A 24878-nucleotide genomic window follows, 5' to 3' on the forward strand; every position below is an offset into this window, starting at 1 on the left:
AGATGACTTATAATTTTATAGAAGAATACGATATTATTGTAATCGGAGCAGGACATGCGGGTGTAGAAGCCTCACTTGCTGCGAGCCGGATGGGTTGTAAAGTTCTACTTGCAACCATCAATATAGAAATGTTGGCGTTTTTGCCTTGTAATCCTTCGATTGGTGGTTCTGCAAAAGGGATTGTGGTCCGTGAGGTAGATGCCCTCGGTGGAGAGATGGCCAAGAATATTGACAAGTCCTACATTCAAATGAAGATGTTGAATACAGGAAAGGGTCCAGCAGTCCGTGCGCTTCGTGCCCAAGCGGATAAGGAACTTTATTCTAAGGAAATGCGTAAGACGGTTGAGAACCAAGAAAATCTGACTCTTCGCCAATCAGTTATTGATGAGATCATCGTCGAAGACGGGAAGGTCAGAGGAGTTGTAACAGCGACTCATCAAGCCTATGGAGCCAAGGCTGTTATTGTCACGACAGGGACAGCTCTCAGAGGAGAAATTATTATCGGGGATCTCAAGTATTCGTCAGGACCAAATCACAGCCTTGCTTCGATTAAACTGGCTGATAATTTAAGAGACCTAGGACTTGAAATTGGTCGTTTCAAAACAGGAACGCCTCCTCGTGTCAAGGCATCGTCAATCAATTATGAAGAAACGGAAATTCAACCTGGTGATGAAAATCCAAATCACTTTTCTTACAATTCGCGTGACGAGGATTATTTAAAGGATCAAATCCCTTGTTGGCTCACCTATACCAATAGTCAAAGCCATGAGATTATCAACAGCAATTTACACCGGGCCCCTATGTTTACAGGTGTTGTAAAGGGTGTTGGTCCTCGTTATTGTCCATCTATTGAAGATAAGATTGTTCGCTTTGCTGACAAGGAACGTCACCAACTTTTCCTAGAACCAGAAGGACGCAATACAGAAGAAGTATATGTTCAAGGCTTGTCAACCAGTTTACCAGAAGACGTGCAAAGAGAACTAGTTCATTCAATTAAGGGGCTAGAAAATGCTGAGATGATGCGTACCGGTTATGCAATTGAGTACGATATGGTTCTTCCACATCAGTTACGAGCAACTTTAGAAACAAAGAAAATATCAGGTCTCTTTACAGCGGGCCAAACGAATGGAACATCTGGTTACGAGGAAGCTGCTGGCCAAGGAATTGTAGCAGGGATTAATGCGGCTCTGAAAATTCAAGGGAAACCAGAACTCATTTTGAAACGGAGTGATGGCTATATCGGGGTCATGATTGATGACTTGGTGACCAAAGGAACAGTCGAACCATATCGGTTGTTAACCAGTCGTGCTGAGTATCGCTTGATTCTCCGTCATGATAACGCAGATATGCGCTTGACAGAAATTGGGCGCGAGGTTGGTTTGGTTGACGATGAACGTTGGAACCGTTTTGAAACCAAGAAGTATCAGTTTGAAAATGAGATGAAACGTCTTGACAGTATCAAGTTAAAACCTGTAAAGGAAACCAATGAAAAAGTTACAGCACTTGGCTTCAAACCATTAACAGATGCAGTTACTGCCAAAGAATTTTTACGTCGACCAGAGGTATCCTATCAAGATGTTGTCAACTTTATCGGACCTGCTGCGGAAGAGTTAGATGATAAGATCATCGAACTGATTGAAACAGAAATTAAGTATGAGGGATATATCTCAAAAGCTTTAGACCAGGTTGAAAAGATGAAACGAATGGAAGAAAAACGAATTCCTGCCAATATTGACTGGGATGATATTGACTCCATCGCAACAGAAGCTCGTCAAAAGTTCAAACTGATTAATCCAGAGACCATTGGTCAAGCTAGTCGGATTTCAGGTGTCAACCCAGCTGATATTTCTATCTTGATGGTTTATCTTGAAGGCAAGAGTCGGAGTATTTCGAAAAACCAAGAAAAAGAATCCTAACTTGATGAGGATGTAAATATGTGAAGGAAGTGGCTGAAGAGCTACTTCTTTTCTCGTTTTATAGTTTGTTTACAATGGTGTAAAGATCCTTTACACTGTTAGACAAGTGATCAATCAATCCATGATCCATATTAGCCATTTGTTTGGCGGAAAGGCTTGACTGGCCTCGCTTTTTCTTATATTTTATGGTATAATGGCCCAACAGAGGTTTATGATGAAAAAATTTCGTATGACTCCTATCCATTATTGTATGGTAGGTTTGTTAGCATTTATTATATTAGCCATCAGTTCCAGATTAATGGGTGGTACAATTGCAAATTTATTTGTGATTCTGTTGATCCTTTCCGGTGTCATCTATCTTTTTCTTCATCAATTAAAGCAAGTAGAGTTAGATGAGTTAGAACAAATTCAATATGTCAATCATCAGGCTGAAAATGGATTGGCCTCGCTACTAGATAAAATGCCAGTTGGTGTGATTAAGGTAAACGGTGAAACCAATGAAGTCGAGTGGTTTAATCCCTATGCGGAGTTGATTTTCTCCACTGAGGATGGACAATTTGATGTGGAATACCTGCAACAAGTTTTGGCAATTCCATTTGAGGGGAAAGGCCATTACGCAACCATTGGGGATAAAAAATATTCGGTTTATATGGATTCCCAAGCCAGTGTCGTTTATTTTTTTGATGCTTCAAGCGAGTACGAAGCCAACGTCGGTCTTGTTACCACTAGACCGGTTATCGGGATTATGTCTGTAGACAACTATGATGACTTAGAAGATGTTGTGTCTGATTCAGATATCAGTAGCATCAATGGATTTATTGCAAACTTTGTTGAAGAATTCTCGGAAAAATACCATATGTTTTATCGAAGAGTTGGGATGGATCGTTTTTATCTCTTTACCGACTATACGGTCCTTGAACAATTAATGGAATCCAAATTTTCTATTATTGACCAATTCCGTGAGGAAGCAAAAAATCGTGAATTACCAATTACGGTAAGTATGGGATTCTCATACGGGGACGGTAATCATGATCAAATTGGTAGAGTTGCTTTATCGAATCTAAACTTAGCTGAAGTTCGAGGAGGCGATCAAGCGGTAGTGAAAGAAAGAGAAGAAGGTAAGGATCCTATTTTCTTTGGAGGTGGGACAGCTTCTTCTATCAAGCGCACTCGTACGCGAACTCGTGCTATGATGACAGCTATTTCTGAAAAAATTAAATCGGTTGATCAGGTATTTGTTGTTGGCCACAAAAAATTAGACATGGATGCTTTAGGAGCATCGATTGGGATGCAATTATTTGCATACAATATCAACGAACGCTCTTATGCAGTTTATGATGATACGTCCATGGCTCAGGATATCAAACGAGCGGTTGAAAAAATTCAATCTGATGGAGCGACTAAACTATTAACGGTTTCAGATGCTTTACGGATGGTAACTGATCAATCCCTTTTGATTATGGTGGACCATTCGAAGACAGCTCTTACGCTTTCGAATGATTTGTATGAGAAGTTTTCCCAAGTCATTGTCATCGATCACCATAGACGGGATGAAGACTTCCCTGAAAATGCCATGATCACTTATATTGAAAGTGGTGCAAGTAGTGCGAGTGAGTTGGTTACTGAATTGCTTCAGTTCCAGAATTCTAAGAAGAACCGCTTGAATAAGATTCAAGCCAGTGTTCTGATGGCAGGTATTATGTTGGATACCAAGAATTTCTCAGTTCGTGTGACAAGTCGTACATTTGATGTAGCTAGTTATTTGAGAAGCCGAGGCAGTGATAGTGTCCTCATCCAGGAAATTTCAGCTATTAACTTCGATGAGTACCGCGAAGTAAATGAATTGATCCTAAATGGTCAAATGGTCTTCCCACATATTATTGTGGCAACGGGAGCAGAAGATGTTCCTTATGGGACAGTTACCATTAGTAAAGCAGCGGATAGTATGTTGGCCATGTCCAAAATTGAAGCTACCTTTGTTATTGCTCTGAATGAACAAGGAAGCATTTCCATTTCAGCTCGAAGCAGAAGCAAAGTTAATGTGCAAAAAATTATGGAGCAAATGGGAGGCGGAGGCCACTTTAATTCTGCGGCTTCTCAATTGTCAGATGTAACAATAGATCAGGTTCGTGCCCAGTTGATTGACTGTATTCGAGAAGAGGTCCAAAAGGATAAGGAGGAAGAAGAATGAAAGTTATCTTTTTAGCAGATGTAAAAGGAAAAGGAAAAAAAGGGGAAATTAAAGAAGTCCCAACAGGTTATGCTCAAAACTTTTTGATTAAAAAGAATTTAGCCAAGGAAGCCAACGCCCAAGCGATTGGGGAGCTTCGTGGTAAGCAAAAATCTGAAGAAAAAGCCCATGCGGAACTAGTCGCAGAAGCGAAAAAAATTCAAGCAAAATTAGCAGAAGAAACGACCGTTGTCCAATTTACAGAAAAAATTGGTCCTGATGGACGTACATTTGGTTCTATTACCAATAAAAAAATTGCAGAAGAACTACAAAAACAATTTGGAATCAAAATCGATAAGCGTCACATTCAAGTGGCTTCTCCAATTCGCTCTGTTGGCTTGATTGATGTGCCTGTTAAAATTTATCAGGATATTACAGGTGTTATCCGAATTCGAGTAAATGAAGGTTAAGTAAATCGTTAGAAAGGAATGACTATGGCTGAGATAGAAGAATTAAGAAGCCAGCCTCAAGATATCCAAGCAGAGCAATCTGTCTTAGGAGCCATCTTTATCGATGAGGGAAAACTGGTTTTTGTTCGTGAGTTTATTGAGCCAGCAGATTTCTTTAAATATGCCCATCGGTTAATTTTTAAGGCGATGATTGACCTTGCAGACAGGGGAGATGCTATTGATGCGACTACAGTTCGCAATATTCTAGATAGTCAAGGGGATTTGCAAAATATCGGTGGTCTCTCGTATCTAGCCGAAGTCATCAACTCTGTTCCAACCTCAGCCAATGCGGAATATTACGCAAAAATTGTTTCTGAAAAAGCGGTGCTAAGACGCTTGATTGCTCGTTTAACGGAGAGTATAAATCAAGCATATGATGGAGCTAGTCCGTCGGATGAGATTATTGCAGGTGCAGAAAAAGCTCTGATTGATGTTAGTGAAAAGACTAATCGGAGTGGTTTCAAGAATATTAAGGATATCTTAAATATCAACTTTGGAAGTCTTGAAACTCGGTCTTTGCAGACAACGGATATTACTGGGATTGCAACGGGATATCGAGATCTTGATCATATGACAACAGGTCTTCATGAAGAAGAGTTGATTATTCTTGCAGCTCGTCCAGCGGTTGGTAAAACTGCCTTTGCTCTAAACATTGCCCAAAATATCGGAACCAAGTTGGATAAAACAGTTGCTATTTTCTCGCTAGAAATGGGTGCTGAAAGTTTGGTAGACCGGATGTTGGCAGCAGAGGGCTTAATTGAATCCCATTCTATTCGTACTGGTCAGCTGACAGACGATGAGTGGCGGAAATATGCAATTGCACAAGGAAATCTAGCTAATGCAAGCATTTATATAGATGATACTCCCGGTATTCGGATTACAGAAATTCGGTCTCGTTCTAGGAAATTAGCACAAGAGACCGGTAATCTCGGTCTAATCCTCATCGACTACTTGCAGTTGATTACTGGGACTGGACGTGAAAACCGTCAACAGGAAGTATCAGAAATCTCTCGTCAATTAAAAATTTTGGCGAAAGAATTAAAGGTTCCTGTGATTGCCCTCAGTCAGCTATCTCGGGGAGTCGAACAACGACAAGATAAACGTCCGGTTCTATCCGATATTCGTGAGTCAGGATCCATCGAGCAGGATGCAGATATTGTTGCCTTTCTATATCGAGATGACTATTATGAACGTGCGGGTGAGGAAGAAGAAGGCATGCCGAATAATAAGGTTGAAGTCATTATTGAAAAAAACCGTTCGGGTGCGCGTGGAACAGTGGAGTTAATCTTCCAAAAGGAATATAATAAATTCTCCAGCATATCAAAGAGAGTAGAGGAATAATGGATGAGTGATGCATTTACTGATGTAGCAAAAATGAAAAAAATCAAAGAAGAAATCAAGGCTCATGAAGGTCAAATTGTAGAAATGACCTTGGAAAATGGCCGTAAACGTCAAAAAAATAAGTTTGGTCGATTAATTGAAGTCTATCCTTCTTTGTTTATTATTGAATACACAAATGAAAATAGTTTACCTGGTGAACCAGCAACAACCTATGTAGAATCTTACACTTACTCAGATATTTTAACTGAGAAAAATCTGATTCATTACTTAGACTAATTTGGTTAGGGTGAGCTCCAAATTTCAACCGTCTCTTCTCGGAGATGGTTTTTTTAATTATATGATTGTTATAGCTATGTAAAAATATTGACAAAGCTGTCAATTTTACAATCCAATCTGTCAATAATAGACAGGGGATCTTTTAAAGGCTTTTGTTCTTAATCTTTCTAAAATAGAGACATTTGGGAGACTGTTAAAACAATCATGCTTGACAAGTTGTAAAAAAGTTGTAAAGATTCATGTAAACAAAATAAAAATGAGAGGATAGAAAAGGAAATACATGATAATCGAAGTCAGAAATTAGCGATTTAGAAAGTCGCTAGCTAGAAGCGCCCATTTTACTTTTCACTTATAGAAAGAAATACAAAAAACGAGAAAGCAACTTTACAAGGACTGGTATTGGTGGTATAATAGAATTTGTGCGAAATGACAGCAGGACAAAATGAAGCTCGTCAACAGGAAGCCAGCTAGAAAAGTAACCTTTGCTGTTTGGGCGAAGGCTTTCTGAACGAATCAGGTTTGTCTAAAACGTTATTTCCTACAAAAAATTATTTTTATAGGAGGACATTTCAAATGTCACGTTATACAGGACCATCTTGGAAACAATCTCGCCGTCTTGGCTTGTCACTTACAGGGACAGGTAAAGAATTGGCACGTCGTAACTACGTACCAGGTCAACATGGACCAAACAACCGTTCAAAATTGTCAGAATACGGTTTGCAATTAGCTGAAAAACAAAAACTTCGTTTCTCTTACGGACTTGGTGAAAAACAATTCCGTAACTTGTTCGTACAAGCTACTAAGATCAAAGAAGGAACTGTCGGTTTCAACTTCATGCTTCTTTTGGAACGTCGTTTGGATAACGTTGTTTACCGTCTTGGACTTGCGACTACTCGTCGCCAAGCTCGTCAATTCGTTAACCACGGTCACATCCTTGTTGACGGAAAACGTGTTGATATCCCTTCATACCGTGTAACTCCAGGTCAAGTGATCTCAGTTCGCGAAAAATCAGCTAAAGTCCCAGCTATCCTTGAAGCTGTTGAAGCAACTCTTGGACGTCCAGCATTCGTATCATTCGATGCTGAAAAATTGGAAGGTTCATTGACTCGCTTGCCAGAACGTGATGAGATCAACCCAGAAATCAACGAAGCACTTGTGGTTGAATTCTACAACAAAATGCTTTAATTTTAAGAAAAAACTTGCAGAAAGCCTACAACAGTGGGCTTTTTGTTTTGTCTTAAAATGTTGATTTCTTGGGTTTGCTTAGATATTTGTTCCCTATGCTTGCTTCATAGAAAGAAATGACCGCCTGTAAAAATAGGCGGTTTTTCTTTTTCAAAATAAATGATCATTCTCCTGATTTGGAGATTTTTATGACCAAATACTTAAAATAATAAACCAAATAGCGATTTTTTCTTCTCCGATAGTCCTTTTTGTTAAGATGAAACAAACAATTGGAAAGGGTTCTTATGGGATTTAAGAAAAAACATTATCGCCAACAAGTTGACATGAGAGACTGTGGTGTTGCAGCTTTAGCCATGGTCTTTGGCTACTATGGATCATACTATTCTTTAGCTAGTCTGCGGGAGAAGGCAAAAACGACTGCAGATGGAACGACTGCCTTAGGTTTGGTCAAGGTAGCTGAAGAGTTGGGCTTTGAGACACGCGCCTTTCGAGCAGACCGCACTCTTTTTGACTTAGAAGGAGTGACCTATCCATTGATTGTCCACGTGATCAAGGATGGGCGTCTCCCTCATTATTACGTAGTGTATAAGAAAGATAAAAAACATCTTTACGTAGCAGATCCAGATCCAAAAGTAAAGATGACCAAATTGACGATCGAAGAGTTTGAAAAGGAATGGACAGGGATTGTCATTGCCTTGGCCCCGACTCCGGCCTATCAACCTAGTAAGGAAAAGAAAAATGGGCTCCTAGACTTTGTCCCTCTTTTGTTTAAACAGCGACAATTGGTCCTTCATATTGTTCTTGCAACTTTATTGGTAACCCTTATCAATATTGTTGGTTCTTACTACCTACAATCAATTATTGATACCTATGTGCCTGATCAGATGAAGCAGACCTTGACTGTGATTTCACTAGGTTTGATTGTGGTTTACATCTTACAGCAAATCCTCACCTACGCTCAGGATTATTTGCTCTTGGTATTAGGTCAACGCTTGTCTATTGATGTCATTCTGTCCTATATTAAGCATGTTTTTCAGTTGCCCATGAGTTTCTTTGCAACTCGACGGACAGGGGAAGTGGTGTCGCGGTTTACAGATGCCAACCGCATTATCGATGCTCTGGCTAGTACGCTGCTTTCAATCTTTTTGGATCTGTCCATTGTTTTGATTTTATCCGTAGTCCTGTTTAGCCAAAACGCTCACCTCTTTTTCTTGACCATTCTCTTGCTGCCGATTTATGCAGTCATTATTTTTGCCTTTATGAAGCCTTTTGAGCGCTTAAATAATGAAACTATGGAAGCCAATAGTGTCTTGTCTTCTTCTATTATCGAAGATATCAATGGGATTGAAACCATCAAGTCTCTTACCAGTGAGCGTAGTCGTTATCAAAAGATTGACTCAGAATTTGTGGATTATCTGAAGAAGTCCTTTGCCATGAGCAAGGCGGAAAGTCTTCAAAAGGGGCTCAAGCACTTGGCTCAGTTGATTTTGAATGTTTTGGTCTTGTGGATGGGAGCTCATTTGGTCATGAAGCAAGAATTGAGTTTGGGTCAGCTGATTACTTACAATACTCTCCTTGTTTATTTCACAGGGCCTCTAGAGAATTTGATCAACCTCCAAACCAAACTTCAAGCCGCCCGAGTAGCTAATACCCGTCTGAATGAAGTCTATCTGATAGACTCTGAGTTCGCAGAGAAGAAGCCCCTTCAAGAGCGTGAGGCTCTCGATGGTGATCTAGTATTTGAGGGAGTAGATTACAAGTACGGTTTCGGGGCCAATGTTCTAACAGATATTAACTTAAGAATCAAAAGAGGGAGCAAGGTCAGTTTTGTCGGTATTTCAGGTTCTGGAAAAACAACGCTAGCTAAAATGATGGTGAATTTCTACCAACCCACTAAAGGAACGATTCGTCTGGGAGGAAGGGATATCCAGCAAGTGGATAAAACCTTGCTCCGCCAGCAAATCAATTATTTACCCCAGCAGCCCTATGTCTTTAATGGCACAATCTTAGAGAACTTGCTACTAGGAGCACGGGAAGGAACGAGTCAGGAAGATATCTTGCGCGCTGTTGAAATCGCAGGAATTCGAGAAGATATTGAGCGCATGCCCCTCAATTACCAAACGGAATTAACAACGGATGGTATGGGAATTTCTGGTGGACAACGGCAGCGGATTGCTTTGGCGCGTGCTTTGTTAACGGACGCTCCTATTCTGATTCTGGATGAAGCGACCAGCAGCCTAGATATCTTGACGGAGAAGAAAATTGTGGACCGCTTGATGGCCTTAGATAAGACCATTATCTTTATCGCCCATCGGTTAACGATTGCAGAACGGTCTGAAAAAGTCTTCCTCATGGACCAAGGTTGTCTTAAGGAAGAAGGAAGCCATGAAGAATTACTGAAAAAGAATGGCTATTACAGCCATTTGGTTACTTGTTAAGAGAGGACTAGGAGAAAAAAGAGAGTATGATGAACGAAAAATATTTTGAAAGTGCAGAATTCTATCAGAAACGTTTCCATAATTTTGCTAGTTTATGGGTAGTCCCTTGTTTTCTTTTACTACTTTTTGTTGTGGGATTCTCTGTCTTTGCCAAGAAGGAAGTGACCTTGTCTAGTCGAGGGACAATTGAAGCTACGCGCGTGATTGATCAAATCCAATCAACCAGTAATTCTCCCATTCAAGTCAACCATCTAAAGGAAAATAAAGAGATTAAGAAGGGAGAAATCTTGGTAGAATACCAAGAGGACCAGGAAAAACAACAAGGAATGAGCTTAACGCAACAGCTAGACCTCTTAAAGAAACAGGAGGAACAATTAAAATTGTTGAAAACTAGCATTGAGACAGGGGAGAGCCAGTTTACAGGAAATGAGCATTTTGGTTATGACCAGCTGTTTAAGGATTACCAGCAACAGATAGCGATTCTCCAAGCTCAAGCCCATCAACAAAATGCAACCATTGCTTCTCAAAATGCCAGTGCAAGTTCCAGTCAAGCAGAAATTGGCCAAGTTATCCAAGACCAAGAGAAGCGCTTAGCTGATTACCATAGTCTAAAATCAGCTCTACTAGAGGGGAGAAGTCTGGATGTGACTCATCCACTTTACTCTTTCTACCAGAGTTACGCTCAGCAAGCACACGGAGAGGAAAATGCTCAAGCACAAGCTTCTTTTATTGGCCAGCTGGATAGTCAAATCCAGCAGTTAGAGGCAAGTATTTCTAATTATCGAATCCAATATGCGGGATCCGGAAGCCAACAAGCTTATTCGACCAGTTTAGATAGTCAAATAGCCTCCCTGAAAGCTCAACAACTGAGTAAGGTCGGACAAGATCTTCTGCTTCTTTCTCAGCAAATCGCAGATCTAGAAAGTAAGGTAAAAACACAAGAAACTCTTCTTCAGAAGACTCGGATTCTAGCGAAGGATGAAGGGGTGCTTCATTTGAATGATGAAACAAAAGGAGCGAGTATTGTAGCGGAAGGGACTCCTCTGGCTCAAGTTTATCCTCTCATTCAGAAAGAAAAAGAAGTCAAGATTGTCACCTATATTCCTTCAAAAGATATAGCCACGATTCATGTGGGAGATCGGATTCGCTTTAGCACGCAGGGAAGTAAACAAAAACCAATTACGCTAGAAGTCCGTATTAGCTCAATAGCTTCGAGTGCAACTCGGACAGAACAAGGCAACTTTTTCAAAATAGAGGGAGTTCTTCGTCTTAAGGATCATGAGGCCAAGCTCCTACGGTACGGTTTGGAAGGGAAGTGTGTCTTGATTACAGGAGAAAAATCCTACTTCAGTTTCTTTGTGGATCAATTTTTAGGAGCGGGGAACTAAAGAAGGATAATAGAAAAAGAGACCGAGGTCTCTTTTTTATTCCAGCATTTTTAATAGGAAGTCAGCCATTTGTTGCGGGCTTTCTTTTTGGCCTCGCGCAACCCACATTTGACAGACTCCAAAGAAGGCATTGGTGAGGTAGACAGAACTGTAGTCTCTTTCGATTTCTGTCAAAGATCGATGGCCATAACGCTCTTGCAAGCTATCGACTAGTAGAACTTGTAGTTTATGCCGTAAGAAGGATTGAATTTCTTTTGTCCCATTCTCGGTTAGAAGGACAGCAAAGAGGGGCTCCTTGGTGAGAAATTCGAAAACTTCGGTAACGGCTTGGTGTTTATCTTCTTTTTGTTTGTCAAAGATGTATTCAACTTTGTGGAAAAATTCCTGTTGGTAGCGCTCGATCATATCATACTTATCGCGGTAGTGGGTATAGAAGCTACTCCGGCTGATACCAGCCTCTTTTGCCAACTGAACGGTTGAAATCTCATCAAAGGACTCTCTATGAAGCAGGTCAACCATGGCTTCCTGGATGATATGTTTTGTTTTTATTCGCTTGTTGCTTTCGGTAACCATTCTAGTCCCTTTCTTTTATATACAAAATTATACACAGTGTCCAAAAATCGCTTTTTTAACTTGCGGTTTTTCAAAAGAACTGTATAATCAATTATATCAAAAAATTAGACAGTGTGTATAAAAAGGAGACAAAAAATGTTTAAAGAATGGAAAGCGATTTTTAGGAAACCGACCGTTATCGTTGTGATGATAGGGGTTGCTTTGATCCCAGCTCTCTATAATGTGATCTTTCTATCTTCTATGTGGGATCCTTATGGCAAGGTTTCGAACTTGCCGGTAGCAGTTGTCAATCAAGATCAGCCAGCTCGTTATCAAGAACAAGAATTGACAATTGGAAAAGACATGGTGTCCAATTTTGAGAAGAGTGATGCCCTGGATTTTCATATTGTAGATGAAACAGCAGCTAAAGAAGGACTGAAAAAGGGTGATTATTATATGGTGGTGACCTTGCCCCAAGATCTATCCGCTAAAGCAGCTTCTATCTTAAGCAATCATCCCGAACAAATGACCATTGCCTACCAAACATCTAGTGGCCATAGCTTTATTGCTGGTAAAATGAGTGATTCAGCCATGATAAAAATTCAGCAAACCGTTGCTAGTAATGTTACCAAAACCTATACCAACGCTCTTTTTGAAAAGATGGGAAGCTTGAAGACAGGAATGGGAACAGCAGCTGAAGGAAGTCAAAAGCTGGCAACCGGTGCTGGTCAGTTAAAAGAGGGTGGGCAAACCCTGACAGACCATTTGACAACCTTGTCCAATTCGAGTCTGTCTTTCTCAAATGGGGCACAGACTCTTAGCACAGGACTCTTGGCCTACACCAGTGGAGTTGGTCAATTAGCGACAGGTCTTCACCAAATGAAGGAGAAAGTTCCGACCCTCGTATCGGGAGTTGGGCAACTTCATAATGGTTTTACCTCCTTTAGTAGTGGACTGACGGCCTATACGTCTGGTGTTGGACAACTTGGAGATGGTTTGAACCAAATGGCTAGTCAAACGCCTCAGTTAGCCTCTGGAATTGGCCAATTGCATACAGGAATGAACACTCTCACAACAGGACTGGATACCTACACAAAAGGAGTCAGTCAGTTGAATGTTGGTGCTAGCAATTTGACGAATGGTCTAACAAACTATAGCACAGGGCTTGCTACTCTCAGTGGTGGAGCTAGTCAATTAAGTGGTCAATCGGAAGCATTGAGAAATGGAGTGTCTCAGTTAGAAACAGGAATTCAAACCTTATCTACACAACTTTCTCCGTCACCAAATCAACAAGAGCAGCTTGCCCAATTAACAGCAGGCCTCACCCGATTAAAAGAAGCTATTCAGAACACGAGCGGAGATACTAGTCAACTCAGCACAGCATTGGCAACCATTGCCACCTCTGCTCAAGGGATTTCAGCTGCAGCACAGGCTGACCGCAATTCAGTACTAGCCAATCTTCAAGCTACTGCTGCCTATCAATCGATGACAGCCGAACAACAGGCAGAACTGACGGTTGCTGTGTCTGCTACTTCAAGTACGACGGAGACTGCTGCTCAAGCGATTTTAACTACCGTTCAAGGTTTGCAAGAAGGCTTAACGACCGAGAGTCCTTTGGCCAAAGTAAAAGAAAGTGCTAATCAGATCTTGCCAACAGCTTCGTCTACCTTGAATACTCTTTCAACTAGCTTGAGCTCCGTGCAGACAGCAGTGACAGAGCAACTTCTACCAGCTAGCCAAACTCTCAACCAAGGAGTGCAACTCTATACGACAGGGGTAGATCAGTTAGCTGGCGGAGCTAGTCAGCTTAATGATAATAGTAGCACCTTGATAGCAGGCGCTAGTCAATTGAGTGAGGGGACCAGTCAACTGGAGCAGAAATCTGCGGATTTGGTATCTGGAAGCAGTCAACTAGCAACAGGATTGGGAGAACTAAATGGAAAGATGCCAACTCTGATTATGGGAATGGACCAATTAGTTTCAGGGGCCAACCAATTGACTAGTAAGTCTAGCGAATTAACAACAGGTGCTGGACAACTGGCCAGTGGGATTGGTCAATTAAATACTCAAACACCAGTCTTGGCTAGTGGTGTTGATCAACTCGTATCAGGTGTTGATCAGTTATCGGATAAATCAGGTCAGTTATTATCAGGTTCTCATCAATTGGCAGATGGTGCAAGTAAAATAGCTGATGGCTCTGGTCAATTAGCGACAGGAGGCCAGGTTCTTGTCGGGGGCTTGGGGGATCTCCAAACAGGTAGTCAGAATCTCAGTCAAGGTTTGAGTTCAGCTAAGGACCAATTAAATAGCGCTAGCACTGAAAAAGAAAATGCCAGCGTATTGTCAGATCCAATTACCCTTTCAAAGACAGACCATGATAATGTTTCAGTGAATGGAGTGGGAATGGCGCCTTATATGATATCAGTTGCCCTTTTCGTCGCTGCTCTTTCTACCAATATGATTTTTGCCAAATTGCCATCTGGGCGTCATCCAGAAAGTCGTTGGGCTTGGCTGAAATCGAGATTGGAAGTGAACGGGATAATTGCTGTCTTGGCTGGTGTCCTGGTCTACGGAGCTGTTCATCTGCTAGGGATGGCAGCAAACCATGAAGCTTTGACTCTTTTCCTCTGTGTGCTAGGAAGTGCAACCTTCATGTCCATGGTGACTGCCTTAACGACATGGAACAACAAGGTAGGAGCTTTTATCTCTTTGATTCTCTTGCTTCTTCAACTGGCTTCTAGTGCAGGAACTTATCCGCTTGCCCTCACTAATCGTTTCTTCCAAACCGTTCATCCGCTGTTGCCGATGAGCTATACCGTATCGGGACTAAGGGAAACCATTTCCTTGTCTGGTCAGATAGGCGGGCAAGTCACCTTCCTTACCCTGGTTTTGGTGCTGTGTATTGGTTTAGGAATGGTGGCCTATCAACCTCAAAAGATGGAAGAAGACTAAACTTCCTCTATCCATAGTTTCATGTGAAACAAATCCCCCTTCTCTGAAGAGAAAGGGGATTTTTCTTAGTTAAAATAAAGCACTTCTGGATCTGGAGTAACATAGACAAGGTTGTCATCCTTAAAGACAAGTTGAACTTGTCCTTCTTTGTAGGTAAAGACTGTAAAAGTATGCTCTAATTGAGCCGTTTGAGCTAGATCGACTACACCAGCCCAAAAAGCATGGAGTTGCTCGTCAGTTAAAAGGCCCTCTTGATAGAGATTAACAAGGTTTTCTTGTTCCTTTTCTGAAAAGGTCTCGAGCATATAATTTGAATCAACATGGGTTTTTTCAGGTTTTCCAAGAATTTTTTTGACTATTTTTGTTGTATAGCCTTCGAAATCAGGTGTATGCACTTTTAATCCACCGTCATATTTTTTATAGTAAACGACAGAATCACCAGTTGCATAGATCTTGTCCTTGGGGGCTTCGCTAGCATTGGCAGGGAACACCTCCATTTTTTTGCTTGAGCTGGTTTTTATCTTAGACTCTTTCTTTTCTTTGTTCGAAGAGCTAGTTTTAGATGATTTTTTAGAAGATGAGGCTTCTTTTTCACTTTTCTCTTGTTTTTTAGAGGAGGGACGAGTGCTTGTTTCTTCCGGTTTGAAATATGATTGAAAATCAGACATACAGGCTGTCAAGAAGAAAAGACTCAAAAAGAGAGTTGCAAGGAGAGTGATTTTTTTAGACATCATATAAATCCCTTTCTAATCATAGAGCGTCATTTCTTCTATTGTACACTATAAAAGCTCGAAAAGCACGAAAAAATAGGAGAGAAGCTGTACGAAGTAGGTATTTATTTCATACAATCTTTCTCTCCTGTAAGGGATAGCTCGTTGTGATCTTATTTGAAGCGAGGAGGCTAGGACTTTTGTCCCAGCCTCTTTTTAGGGGTTTAAGAACTTTTTAAGGAAAAGTGGTATACTGTTTCTAAAAAAATTAAGGAGTCTTGCATGAGAAAGAGAGCTATTTTTGAAGATATCGTCTCCATTATGACTCACGATTCATCTACTATCAAAGATCGAAAAGGATGTGATCCAGAGCCTTTTCGGGAAAAAATAACAGATGATATGGCGGATGATGCCTTTCTTTATCAAGTCAGGTCCTACCTAGCCAGTTTTGGTATTATTGGGCACATCTCCTTTCAGAATAAAAAAGCTGGTCAGAAAGGCTTTCTCTTACGTGTAATGGACCATCAACTTTATGTTGAAAAGGCGCATGCAGACACTGGTCTCCAGGCAGGGGATCAGATCCTAGGTCTGGATGGAAGTGACTTGGAGCAGGTGGCGTCTCTTCATAAGGACTATTTTATAAGTAAGACCCCCGAAAGACACTACCGAGAATGGGCGGATTTGGTCTCTCAGTCCAAAAGAGTCACCCTGCTTCGAGAAGGGGTAGAAAAGACCATTGAAGTAGCGCCCAGTCGAGAGCCGATCCAAGATCAGATTTTTTGGAAACGGTTAGACGATGACATTCTTTATCTTTGTCTGGATAACTTTATGGATGAAGAAGCTATTAGTCGCTTATACCAAGAGTGTTTACCGATGATGACGGAAGTCAAGTTCCTTCTCATTGATGTCCGACAGAACGGTGGAGGGACAGATTCTTTATATTTCCCTCTATTACATCTAGGCTTAGAGAAGGGTCAGGGCTATGATTCGCTTGACTGGGATGATGATGGCATGGAAATTCTCTACACGGAACGTAATGTCGACTTACGCTTGAAGGATTTTGAGGACTGGATGCAACAGGAAGAGATTAGTTCCGAAACAATTAAACTCCTTGAAGAGATGAAAGAGGATCTACTCCGCTATCGGGGCAAAGGCTATGTGCTGTACCAGCAAGAAAACGAGGAATTCTTCCCAGAGGTTAGAGGCGGCCAATATCCCGAACAGATCTTTATCTTATCAGATATCTATTGTGCTTCATCTGGGGACAATTTTGTCCAGATGATGAAGCAGTTTAAGAAGGTAACGGTGGTAGGTAGACCAACTCTCGGAATTTTAGACTATTCCAATTGTTGTACCGTTGATTATGGTGATTATCGATTGATGTTTCCTACTTCTCGCTGTCTAAGCGTAGATCAAGGTAGAGGAATGACGGATAAAGGTGTTGAACCGGATATAGAAATTCCCTGGACTCCAGCTCATTTTGAAAGAGACGTAGAAGTAGACAAGTGTTTGGAATTGATTCGTCAGAGTCGCGGAACGGCAAAATAAGGCTTAGATTAGATGATGGTTGACTTAAATCAGAAAAGCAATCAATTTAAGGGCAGATCTCAATTGTCTCTTATGGTAACGTTTTCTAGTATTTTTTCCTTGTGTTTGGATTGCTTTGACTGAACAAAAAATGGTAAAATAGTCAGTGATAATCAAAATGAAGAGTGAAAAAGATGAAACATAAAACACTTTATAAATTTATAGGGCAAACAATCTTGTATTTCGCTATTTTCTTAGCCCTACTCTATTTCTTTAGTTACCTTGGTCAAGGTCAAGGCGGCTTTATTTACAATGAATTTTAAAGGAGATCCCTACCGTGTCAAACCAACCAATTACTGATATGATTGAGGCGATTGAACGTTTCGCCCAACTGCAACCAGACTATCCTGTCTACAATGTCCTTGGAGAAGAGCATACCTATGGCCAATTGAAGGCTGATTCAGATAGCTTAGCGGCCCACATTGACCAAATGGGACTTCCTGAAAAGTCACCTGTTGTGGTCTTTGGTGGACAAGAATATGAAATGTTGGCAACCTTTGTGGCCCTGACAAAATCTGGCCATGCTTATATCCCAATCGACAGCCACTCTGCCTTGGAACGCGTGTCTGCTATTGTTGAAGTAGCTGAGCCAAGCTTAATTATCGCTATCAATGAGTTTCCAATTGAAAACCCAGCTGCTCCAGTTATGTCTTTGGAGCAAGTGCGTGAAGCTTATGCTGCTCAGAATGCGTATGATTTGCAACATCCGGTCAAAGGGGATGATAACTACTACATTATCTTTACCTCGGGGACAACTGGTAAACCAAAAGGGGTGCAAATTTCGCACGACAACTTGCTCAGCTTCACCAACTGGATGATTACTGACAAGGAATTTGCGACGCCAGAGCGTCCGCAAATGTTGGCGCAACCACCCTATTCCTTTGACTTGTCTGTCATGTACTGGGCACCAACCTTAGCTCTTGGAGGGACCCTTTTTGCCCTTCCATCAGCCATTACTCAAGACTTTAAACAACTCTTTGCGACCATCTTTTCTCTTCCGATTGCTATCTGGACTTCAACGCCATCTTTTGCAGATATGGCCATGTTGTCTGAAGATTTCAATGCTGAAAAGATGCCAGGCATTACCCATTTCTACTTTGATGGGGAAGAGTTAACGGTTAAAACGGCTCAAAAACTGCGCGAGCGTTTCCCAAATGCTCGGATTATCAATGCTTATGGACCAACAGAAGCGACGGTAGCTTTGTCGGCAGTTGCTATCACAGATGAGATGCTAGCGACTCTTAAACGCTTGCCAATTGGTTATACTAAAGAAGATTCTCCAACCTTCATCATTGATGAGGAAGGAAACAAATTACCAAATGGAGAGCAAGGAGAGATTATCGTGTCTGGACCAGCTGTTTCAAAAGGTTATATGAATAATCCAGAGAAAACAGCAGAAGCCTTCTTCGAATTTGAAGGACTTCCAGCCTACCATACGGGAGATGTTGGTACCATGACAGATGAAGGTCTTCTTCTCTATGGTGGTCGGATGGACTTCCAGATCAAGTTTAACGGCTATCGTATTGAGCTAGAAGATGTTTCTCAAAACTTGAACAAATCTCAGTACATCGACTCGGCTGTTGCAGTGCCACGCTACAACAAAGATCATAAGGTTCAAAATCTCTTGGCCTATGTCATCTTAAAAGATGGCGTCAAAGAGCAATTTGAACGCGAGATTGATATTACGAAAGCCATCAAGGAAGATTTGGAACACATCATGATGTCTTATATGATGCCTTCAAAATTCCTTTACCGTGATAGTTTACCGCTAACTCCAAACGGGAAAATCGACATCAAAGGGTTGATTAGTGAGGTTAACAACCGATGATCGAGTTTTTGAAACAGCTCCCTCATTTAGAACCCTATGGGACCCCGGTCTACTTTATTTATCTGATTGGGGCCTTATTGCCCATCTTTGTTGGCCTCTTCTTTAAAAAGCGATTCCCAGTCTATGAAGCCTTGGTCAGTCTCGCCTTTATTGTTCTAATGCTGACAGGGACGGATTTGAAACAAATCTATGCGGTTCTTTTCTACCTCTTTTGGCAAATCCTTTGGGTCTACTCCTATAAATTCTATCGAAGCCAGCGTGACAACAAGTGGGTCTTTTACCTCCACTCTTTCTTGGTCGTTTTGCCCTTGGTTTTTGTGAAGGTGCAACCAGCCATTGATGGCACCCAGTCTTGGATGGGCTTCCTTGGGATCTCTTATCTGACCTTCCGAGCAGTGGGCATGATTATCGAGATGCGAGACGGAACCCTCAAAGACTTTAGTCTCTGGGAATTCTTGCGTTTCTTGCTCTTTATGCCGACTTTTTCAAGTGGGCCGATCGACCGCTTCAAACGCTTCAATGAAGATTATCTGACGATTCCGGATCGAGATGAGCTTCTAGATATGTTGGAGCAGAGCGTCAAGTATATCATGCTTGGCTTCCTCTATAAGTTTATTCTAGCTCATATCTTTGGCCATCTCTTACTAGGACACGTCAAGACCTATGCCCTTCTTCAAGGGGGAATCTTTAACCTAGGCACCTTAGGGGTCATGTATGTCTTTGGTTTGGATCTCTTCTTTGACTTTGCAGGCTATTCTATGTTTGCCCTTGCGGCATCTAATTTGATGGGAATTAAGAGCCCAATCAACTTTAATCTCCCTTTTAAGTCACGTGACTTAAAGGAATTTTGGAATCGTTGGCACATGAGTTTGTCCTTCTGGTTCCGTGACTTTGTCTTTATGCGTCTAGTCATGGTTTTGATGCGCAACAAGGTCTTTCAGAGTCGGATTACAACGTCAAACGTTGCCTATATCATTAACATGTTGGTCATGGGCTTCTGGCATGGGGTGACCTGGTATTATGTAGCCTATGGTCTCTTCCACGGTCTGGGTCTTGTAATCAACGACGCTTGGTTGCGGAAGAAAAAGACCATCAATAAAGAACGCAAAGCAAAAGGACTGGAGCCCCTACCAGACAATCGCTGGACCCAGGCTCTTGGTATCTTTATTACTTTCAATACCGTTATGCTGTCCTTCCTGATTTTCTCAGGTTTCTTGGATCAGCAATGGTTTCCAAAAATGAAATAAGAAAAGGAAAAATGAAAAATGGATGTAAAATCACAAGTAATTGAAATTATTGACGAATTGTTTATGGAAGATGTCTCAGATATGATGGATGAGGATCTCTTTGATGCGGGTGTTCTTGATAGCATGGGAACCGTTGAGTTGATTGTGGAATTGGAAAACCGCTTCGATATTCGGGTTCCTGTATCTGAATTTGGTCGTGATGACTGGAACACAGCCAACAAAATCGTAGAAGGTGTCATGGAGCTTCAGAATGCTTAAACGATTGTGGCTGATTCTGGGTCCTGTCTTTTGCGCTATGGCTCTGGTCGCTACCCTTCTCTTTTTCTATCCGATTAACCACAAACATGATTTGACAGAAGAGAAAAAGGCCGCAGTGAGCTTGACAGCAGAAGGTTTTAAAAGTCGTGCCCGCAAAGAAGAAGCGCTCGGGGATCCTAACTATCGTTTTGTACCCTTCTTTGGTTCCAGCGAATGGTTGCGGTTTGATATCGTCCACCCAGCAGTACTAGCTGAGAAGTATGATCGCTCTTATCGTCCGTATTTTCTAGGGCAACGAGGAGCAGCGTCCTTGAACCAATATTTTGGGATGCAGCAAATTCTTCCTCAACTAGAAGGGAAAACAGCTGTCTATGTGGTATCACCCCAGTGGTTTACTAAGGATGGCTATGATTCATCAGCCTTTCAGCAATACTTTAACAGCGATCAATTAACTAGCTTTTTGGCCAACCATGAAGCTGGACCAGCAAGCCAATATGCAGCGTCCCGTCTTTTGCAACAATACCCTAATGTTGCTATGCAGGGAGAAGTTCAGAAGTTGGCCAAGGGTCAGAATCTATCTGGTTTTGAAAAAGGACTCAATCAGACCCTCATGCGCTTTGTTCGTCGGGAGGATGCCTTCTTTAGCAACTTTACGGCAATGAACAATAGCAACTATGAGAAAAAAGTACTCTCTCGCTTAGATGACTTGCCAGATACATTTTCTTACGAAGCTTTGGAAGAGGTAGCGACTGCGGAAGCCAAAAAGAAAACCAATAATAACAAACTAGGCATTAGTAATAGCTTTTACAACCATCGACTTGCAAGTAAGTTAAAGAAACTCAAAGGATTCCAAAAGAATGAATCCTATGAGCAATCTCCAGAATACAATGATTTACAACTCGTCTTGGATCAGTTTGCTCAATCGAAAACCAATGTGATATTTGTCATCCCTCCAGTTAACTCTAAATGGATGGCCTATACAGGTTTGAGTAAAGAAATGTATCAACGGACAGTTGAAAAAATCCGTTACCAATTAGAAAGTCAAGGCTTTACCCATATTGCTGATTTTTCTAAAGATGGTGATAAACCCTACTTTATGCAAGATACCATTCATATGGGCTGGAATGGATGGTTGGCATTTGATAAAGCAGTTGATCCTTTTGTCTCCAACCCTCAACCTGCCCCTGAATACAAGATTAACAATCGTTTCTTAAGTCAGGACTGGGCTAACTATAAAGGTCAGCCGGATCAATTTAAGTAAGATGCGAAGAGGTTGAGAATACCCAGTCTCAACCTTTTTTCCTATGGTTTTGAATGAACTTATCCCCATATTCACAGACTTATCCACAAACCTGTGGATAAGTCTGTCTAATACACGAGAGGAACTGGTACAAGATGAAAACAATGAAGAAAATAGCTTTTCATGCGATTCTTCAAGGAATAGTGATCTTTCTAATTACGGGCCTCATCACCCAATTAGTCAGAGGAGATTTCTTTTTCCGTAGCTTGGCTCCAATATTTGGAGTCTTGGCAGCTGTCATGCGTTTTGGAACAGCAAGTCTGATGAAAATGTTGGCCCCAACGCTATATGATGAAGAGGTAAAAAAAGAGAAAGCTCCAACCAAGAAAGAAGCTGAATAAAAAAATTGTTTTTTCTGGAAAAATCTCTGGGAAAGCACTTATCTAACAGGCTTTATGGTAAAATAGAAAGAAGAATATTAGTTTGGAGAGTAAAAATACAATGAAACGTTCCATGTATGCTGGGCGTGTTCGCGAGGAACACATTGGACAAGAACTAACCCTCAAAGGATGGGTGAGTCGACGCCGTGATTTGGGTGGCTTGATCTTTATTGATTTGCGGGACCGTGAAGGGATTATGCAATTGGTCATCAATCCAGAAACTGTTCGTTCGGAAGTCATGGCAACGGCCGAGAGTCTTCGTAGCGAATATGTTATCGAAGTGACAGGTCAAGTTGCTGCCAGACAGCAAGCGAATGATAAAATTGCAACAGGTCAGGTTGAAATGCATGTGTCTTCCTTGACTATCCTCAATACTGCAAAAACCACGCCATTTGAGATCAAGGACGGCATTGAAGCAAACGATGATACTCGTCTACGCTATCGATATTTGGACTTGCGTCGTCCAGAAATGTTGGAAAACTTAAAATTGCGTGCCAAGGTAACCCATTCTATCCGTAATTATTTGGATGAGTTGGAATTTATTGATGTGGAAACACCATTCCTTTCTAAATCAACTCCAGAAGGGGCGCGTGACTACCTCGTACCATCTCGCGTCAACAAGGGTCACTTTTATGCCTTACCTCAAAGCCCTCAAATTACCAAACAATTGTTGATGAATGCTGGCTTTGACCGTTATTATCAAATCGTCAAATGTTTCCGTGATGAAGATTTACGTGGCGACCGTCAACCAGAGTTCACGCAGGTCGATTTAGAAACTTCCTTCTTGACAGAGCAAGAAATTCAAGATATTACGGAAGGTTTAATCGCACGTGTTATGAAAGAAACTAAGGGAATCGAAGTGACACTTCCTTTCCCACGGATGAAGTACGACGATGCTATGGCTCTTTATGGTTCTGACAAACCAGATACTCGTTTTGAGATGCTCTTGACAGACTTGACAGAAGTTGTAAAGGGTGTAGACTTCAAGGTCTTCTCAGAAGCACCTGCCGTTAAAGCCATCGTTGTTAAATGCGCAGCAGACAACTATTCTCGTAAAGATATCGATAAGATGACTGAAGTAGCCAAGCAATATGGGGCAAAAGGTCTAGCGTGGGTCAAGGTAGTTGATGGTGCTTTAAATGGGCCAGTAGCTAAGTTCTTGACAGGTGTGACAACAGAGTTGACAAGTGCTTTACAGTTGGAAGAAAAGGATTTGGTTCTCTTTGTAGCTGATACACTAGAAGTGGCCAATGCAACTCTAGGTGCCCTTCGTTGTAGAATTGCCAAGGAATTGGACCTCATTGACAATAGTCAATTCAACTTCCTATGGGTGGTCGATTGGCCAATGTTTGAGTGGTCTGAAGAAGAAGGTCGTTACATGAGTGCCCACCATCCATTTACACTTCCGCAAGCAGATACAGCTCATGAATTAGAGGGCGATCTTGCCAAGGTACGGGCCATTGCCTATGATATTGTGCTCAATGGTTACGAGCTTGGTGGTGGTAGTCTTCGGATCAACCAAAAAGAATTGCAAGAACGGATGTTTACCGCTCTCGGTTTCTCAAAAGAAGACGCGACAGAGCAATTTGGTTTCTTGCTAGAAGCCATGGATTATGGTTTCCCTCCACATGGTGGATTAGCTCTTGGTTTGGACCGTTTTGTCATGCTGTTAGCTGGTGAGGAGAATATCCGTGAAGTGATTGCCTTTCCTAAGAACAATAAGGCAACGGATCCAATGACCCAAGCCCCTTCTACAGTAGCTGATAAACAACTGGAAGAGTTGAGCCTACAAGTAGAAGTAAAAACTGAGGAATAAGAAAAGTAAAAGCGGAAAATTACCATAAGCTACTTGTGGGATTTTCCCTTTATTTATAAATTGAGAGATAATCATGAAAAAAACTCGCTTAGGCAAGATCTTGCGTTATTATATACGAAGATTGGCCTATAACTTTAAATTACTACGGGTCTTAAAAAGTATTTCCCGAGAGAAGTACGATGAAAAGATTTCGGCTTCTTTGGTCTATGGCTTCCTATCTGCTGTTGCTGTGAACTTCTTTTTCCAGCCGGGACGTGTGTATTCCAGTGGTGCGACAGGATTGGCCCAGATTATATCCGCCCTTAGTGATCGATTTTTAGGCTTTACCATTCCGGTCTCTTTGTCATTCTATGCCATCAATCTGCCATTAATGATCATCGCTTGGTATCAAATTGGTCATAAGTTTACTATTTTCACCTTTATCACGGTGTCTATGAGTTCCTTCTTTATCCAATTTATGCCAGTGGTTACCCTGACCAATGATCCTATTATGAATGCTCTCTTTGGGGGAGTTGTAATGGGGACAGGGATTGGATTTGCGCTTCGCAACAATATCTCCAGTGGGGGAACCGATATTGTTAGCTTGACCATTCGAAAGCGAACGGGCAAGAACGTCGGAAAAATTTCTCTCATCGTCAATGGGACCATCATGTTGATAGCAGGGATGACCTTTGGTTGGAAATATGCCCTCTATTCGATGATTACCATTTTTGTGTCCAGTCGAGTGACAGATGCAGTCTTTACCAAGCAGAAGCGGATGCAGGCTATGATTGTCACTAGCCAACCGGATAAGATAATTGAGAAAATTCATAAGCGTTTGCATCGTGGAGCAACCATTATCCACAATGCGGAAGGGACTTATAATCATCAGGAAAAAGCGGTCTTGCTCACCGTTATTACCAGAGCAGAGTTTAATGAGTTTAAATTTTTAATGAAAAAAGAGGATCCTGAAGCTTTTATTACCATATCAGAAAATGTTCATATTATTGGACGTTTTGTCGAAGTGGAGGATTAAAAAATTCCTG

Annotated in this window: 20 protein-coding genes; 18 read left to right on the forward strand and 2 right to left on the reverse strand. The window is 41.4% G+C overall.

Going from position 1 to position 24878, the window contains the following annotated elements; genetic code table 11:
• The first annotated feature begins 2 nt into the window (after nt 1-2).
• From mnmG to D7D50_RS03310, 8 genes are all read left to right on the forward strand, one after another.
• Nucleotides 3-1916, forward strand: a complete 1914-nt coding sequence (mnmG, locus tag D7D50_RS03275; protein ID WP_023027415.1) for a tRNA uridine-5-carboxymethylaminomethyl(34) synthesis enzyme MnmG — start codon at nt 3-5, stop codon at nt 1914-1916.
• Nucleotides 1917-2130: 214 nt separating this feature from the next.
• Nucleotides 2131-4107, forward strand: coding sequence for a GGDEF domain-containing protein (locus D7D50_RS03280; RefSeq protein ID WP_472835742.1), 1977 nt, complete (start codon nt 2131-2133; stop codon nt 4105-4107).
• Nucleotides 4104-4556: a 50S ribosomal protein L9 gene (gene rplI, locus D7D50_RS03285; RefSeq protein WP_120701454.1), complete on the forward strand. Its 453-nt coding sequence runs from the start codon at nt 4104-4106 to the stop codon at nt 4554-4556. Before D7D50_RS03280 ends, rplI begins: the two co-directional genes overlap by 4 nt.
• Before the next feature lie 24 nt (nt 4557-4580).
• Nucleotides 4581-5936: a replicative DNA helicase gene (gene dnaB / locus D7D50_RS03290; protein ID WP_120701455.1), complete on the forward strand. Its 1356-nt coding sequence runs from the start codon at nt 4581-4583 to the stop codon at nt 5934-5936.
• Nucleotides 5937-5939: 3 nt separating this feature from the next.
• Entirely contained in the window at nt 5940-6212 is a 273-nt protein-coding gene (locus tag D7D50_RS03295) for a Veg family protein (RefSeq protein WP_006595358.1), read from the forward strand.
• 573 nt (nt 6213-6785) lie between these two features.
• A complete protein-coding gene (gene rpsD / locus D7D50_RS03300) occupies nt 6786-7397 on the forward strand; it encodes a 30S ribosomal protein S4 (RefSeq protein WP_003009175.1) in 612 nt (203 codons plus the stop codon).
• A gap of 284 nt (nt 7398-7681) precedes the next feature.
• A complete protein-coding gene (comA, locus tag D7D50_RS03305) occupies nt 7682-9835 on the forward strand; it encodes a peptide cleavage/export ABC transporter ComA (protein ID WP_023027411.1) in 2154 nt (717 codons plus the stop codon).
• Nucleotides 9836-9861: 26 nt separating this feature from the next.
• Entirely contained in the window at nt 9862-11223 is a 1362-nt protein-coding gene (locus tag D7D50_RS03310; RefSeq protein WP_120701456.1) for a bacteriocin secretion accessory protein, read from the forward strand.
• Between the two features lie 36 nt (nt 11224-11259).
• Here D7D50_RS03310 and D7D50_RS03315 read toward each other — a convergent pair whose 3' ends face one another.
• On the reverse strand, nt 11260-11796 hold the full coding sequence (locus D7D50_RS03315) for a TetR/AcrR family transcriptional regulator (RefSeq protein WP_023027409.1): 537 nt from the start codon (nt 11794-11796) through the stop codon (nt 11260-11262).
• Between the two features lie 135 nt (nt 11797-11931).
• On the opposite strand from D7D50_RS03315, the gene D7D50_RS03320 reads away from it, so the two are divergent.
• Nucleotides 11932-14727 carry a YhgE/Pip domain-containing protein gene (locus D7D50_RS03320; protein WP_120701457.1) on the forward strand — a complete coding sequence of 932 codons (2796 nt, stop codon included), beginning with the start codon at nt 11932-11934 and terminating at the stop codon, nt 14725-14727.
• A 65-nt stretch (nt 14728-14792) separates the two neighbouring features.
• On the opposite strand, the gene D7D50_RS03325 is transcribed toward D7D50_RS03320, so the two are convergent.
• Entirely contained in the window at nt 14793-15461 is a 669-nt protein-coding gene (locus D7D50_RS03325; protein WP_120701458.1) for a DUF4947 domain-containing protein, read from the reverse strand.
• A gap of 258 nt (nt 15462-15719) precedes the next feature.
• Here D7D50_RS03325 and D7D50_RS03330 point away from each other — a divergent pair, with 258 nt between their 5' ends.
• From D7D50_RS03330 to D7D50_RS03370, 9 genes are all read left to right on the forward strand, one after another.
• Nucleotides 15720-16985 carry a S41 family peptidase gene (locus tag D7D50_RS03330; protein WP_120701459.1) on the forward strand — a complete coding sequence of 422 codons (1266 nt, stop codon included), beginning with the start codon at nt 15720-15722 and terminating at the stop codon, nt 16983-16985.
• A 173-nt stretch (nt 16986-17158) separates the two neighbouring features.
• Nucleotides 17159-17287 carry a teichoic acid D-Ala incorporation-associated protein DltX gene (locus tag D7D50_RS03335; RefSeq protein WP_006595368.1) on the forward strand — a complete coding sequence of 43 codons (129 nt, stop codon included), beginning with the start codon at nt 17159-17161 and terminating at the stop codon, nt 17285-17287.
• Between the two features lie 14 nt (nt 17288-17301).
• On the forward strand, nt 17302-18852 hold the full coding sequence (gene dltA, locus D7D50_RS03340) for a D-alanine--poly(phosphoribitol) ligase subunit DltA (RefSeq protein WP_120701460.1): 1551 nt from the start codon (nt 17302-17304) through the stop codon (nt 18850-18852).
• The gene (gene dltB, locus D7D50_RS03345) at nt 18849-20099 is read left to right on the forward strand and encodes a D-alanyl-lipoteichoic acid biosynthesis protein DltB (protein WP_023024745.1); all 1251 of its coding nucleotides are present in this window, start codon (nt 18849-18851) and stop codon (nt 20097-20099) included. The genes dltA and dltB overlap by 4 nt, the downstream gene beginning before the upstream one ends.
• Before the next feature lie 18 nt (nt 20100-20117).
• A complete protein-coding gene (gene dltC / locus D7D50_RS03350) occupies nt 20118-20357 on the forward strand; it encodes a D-alanine--poly(phosphoribitol) ligase subunit DltC (RefSeq protein ID WP_006595371.1) in 240 nt (79 codons plus the stop codon).
• Nucleotides 20350-21618 carry a D-alanyl-lipoteichoic acid biosynthesis protein DltD gene (gene dltD / locus D7D50_RS03355; RefSeq protein ID WP_120701461.1) on the forward strand — a complete coding sequence of 423 codons (1269 nt, stop codon included), beginning with the start codon at nt 20350-20352 and terminating at the stop codon, nt 21616-21618. The genes dltC and dltD overlap by 8 nt, the downstream gene beginning before the upstream one ends.
• A 143-nt stretch (nt 21619-21761) precedes the next feature.
• Nucleotides 21762-21998: a hypothetical protein gene (locus tag D7D50_RS03360; protein WP_174705350.1), complete on the forward strand. Its 237-nt coding sequence runs from the start codon at nt 21762-21764 to the stop codon at nt 21996-21998.
• Between the two features lie 100 nt (nt 21999-22098).
• Nucleotides 22099-23853 carry an aspartate--tRNA ligase gene (gene aspS / locus D7D50_RS03365; protein WP_120701463.1) on the forward strand — a complete coding sequence of 585 codons (1755 nt, stop codon included), beginning with the start codon at nt 22099-22101 and terminating at the stop codon, nt 23851-23853.
• Nucleotides 23854-23926: 73 nt separating this feature from the next.
• Complete coding sequence (locus tag D7D50_RS03370) at nt 23927-24868, forward strand: YitT family protein (RefSeq protein WP_023024741.1); 942 nt, start codon at nt 23927-23929, stop codon at nt 24866-24868.
• Nucleotides 24869-24878 lie beyond the last annotated feature (10 nt).

It is taken from the genome of Streptococcus koreensis (assembly GCF_003627135.1).
In the GTDB taxonomy this organism is placed as follows: Bacteria; Bacillota; Bacilli; order Lactobacillales; family Streptococcaceae; genus Streptococcus; species Streptococcus ilei.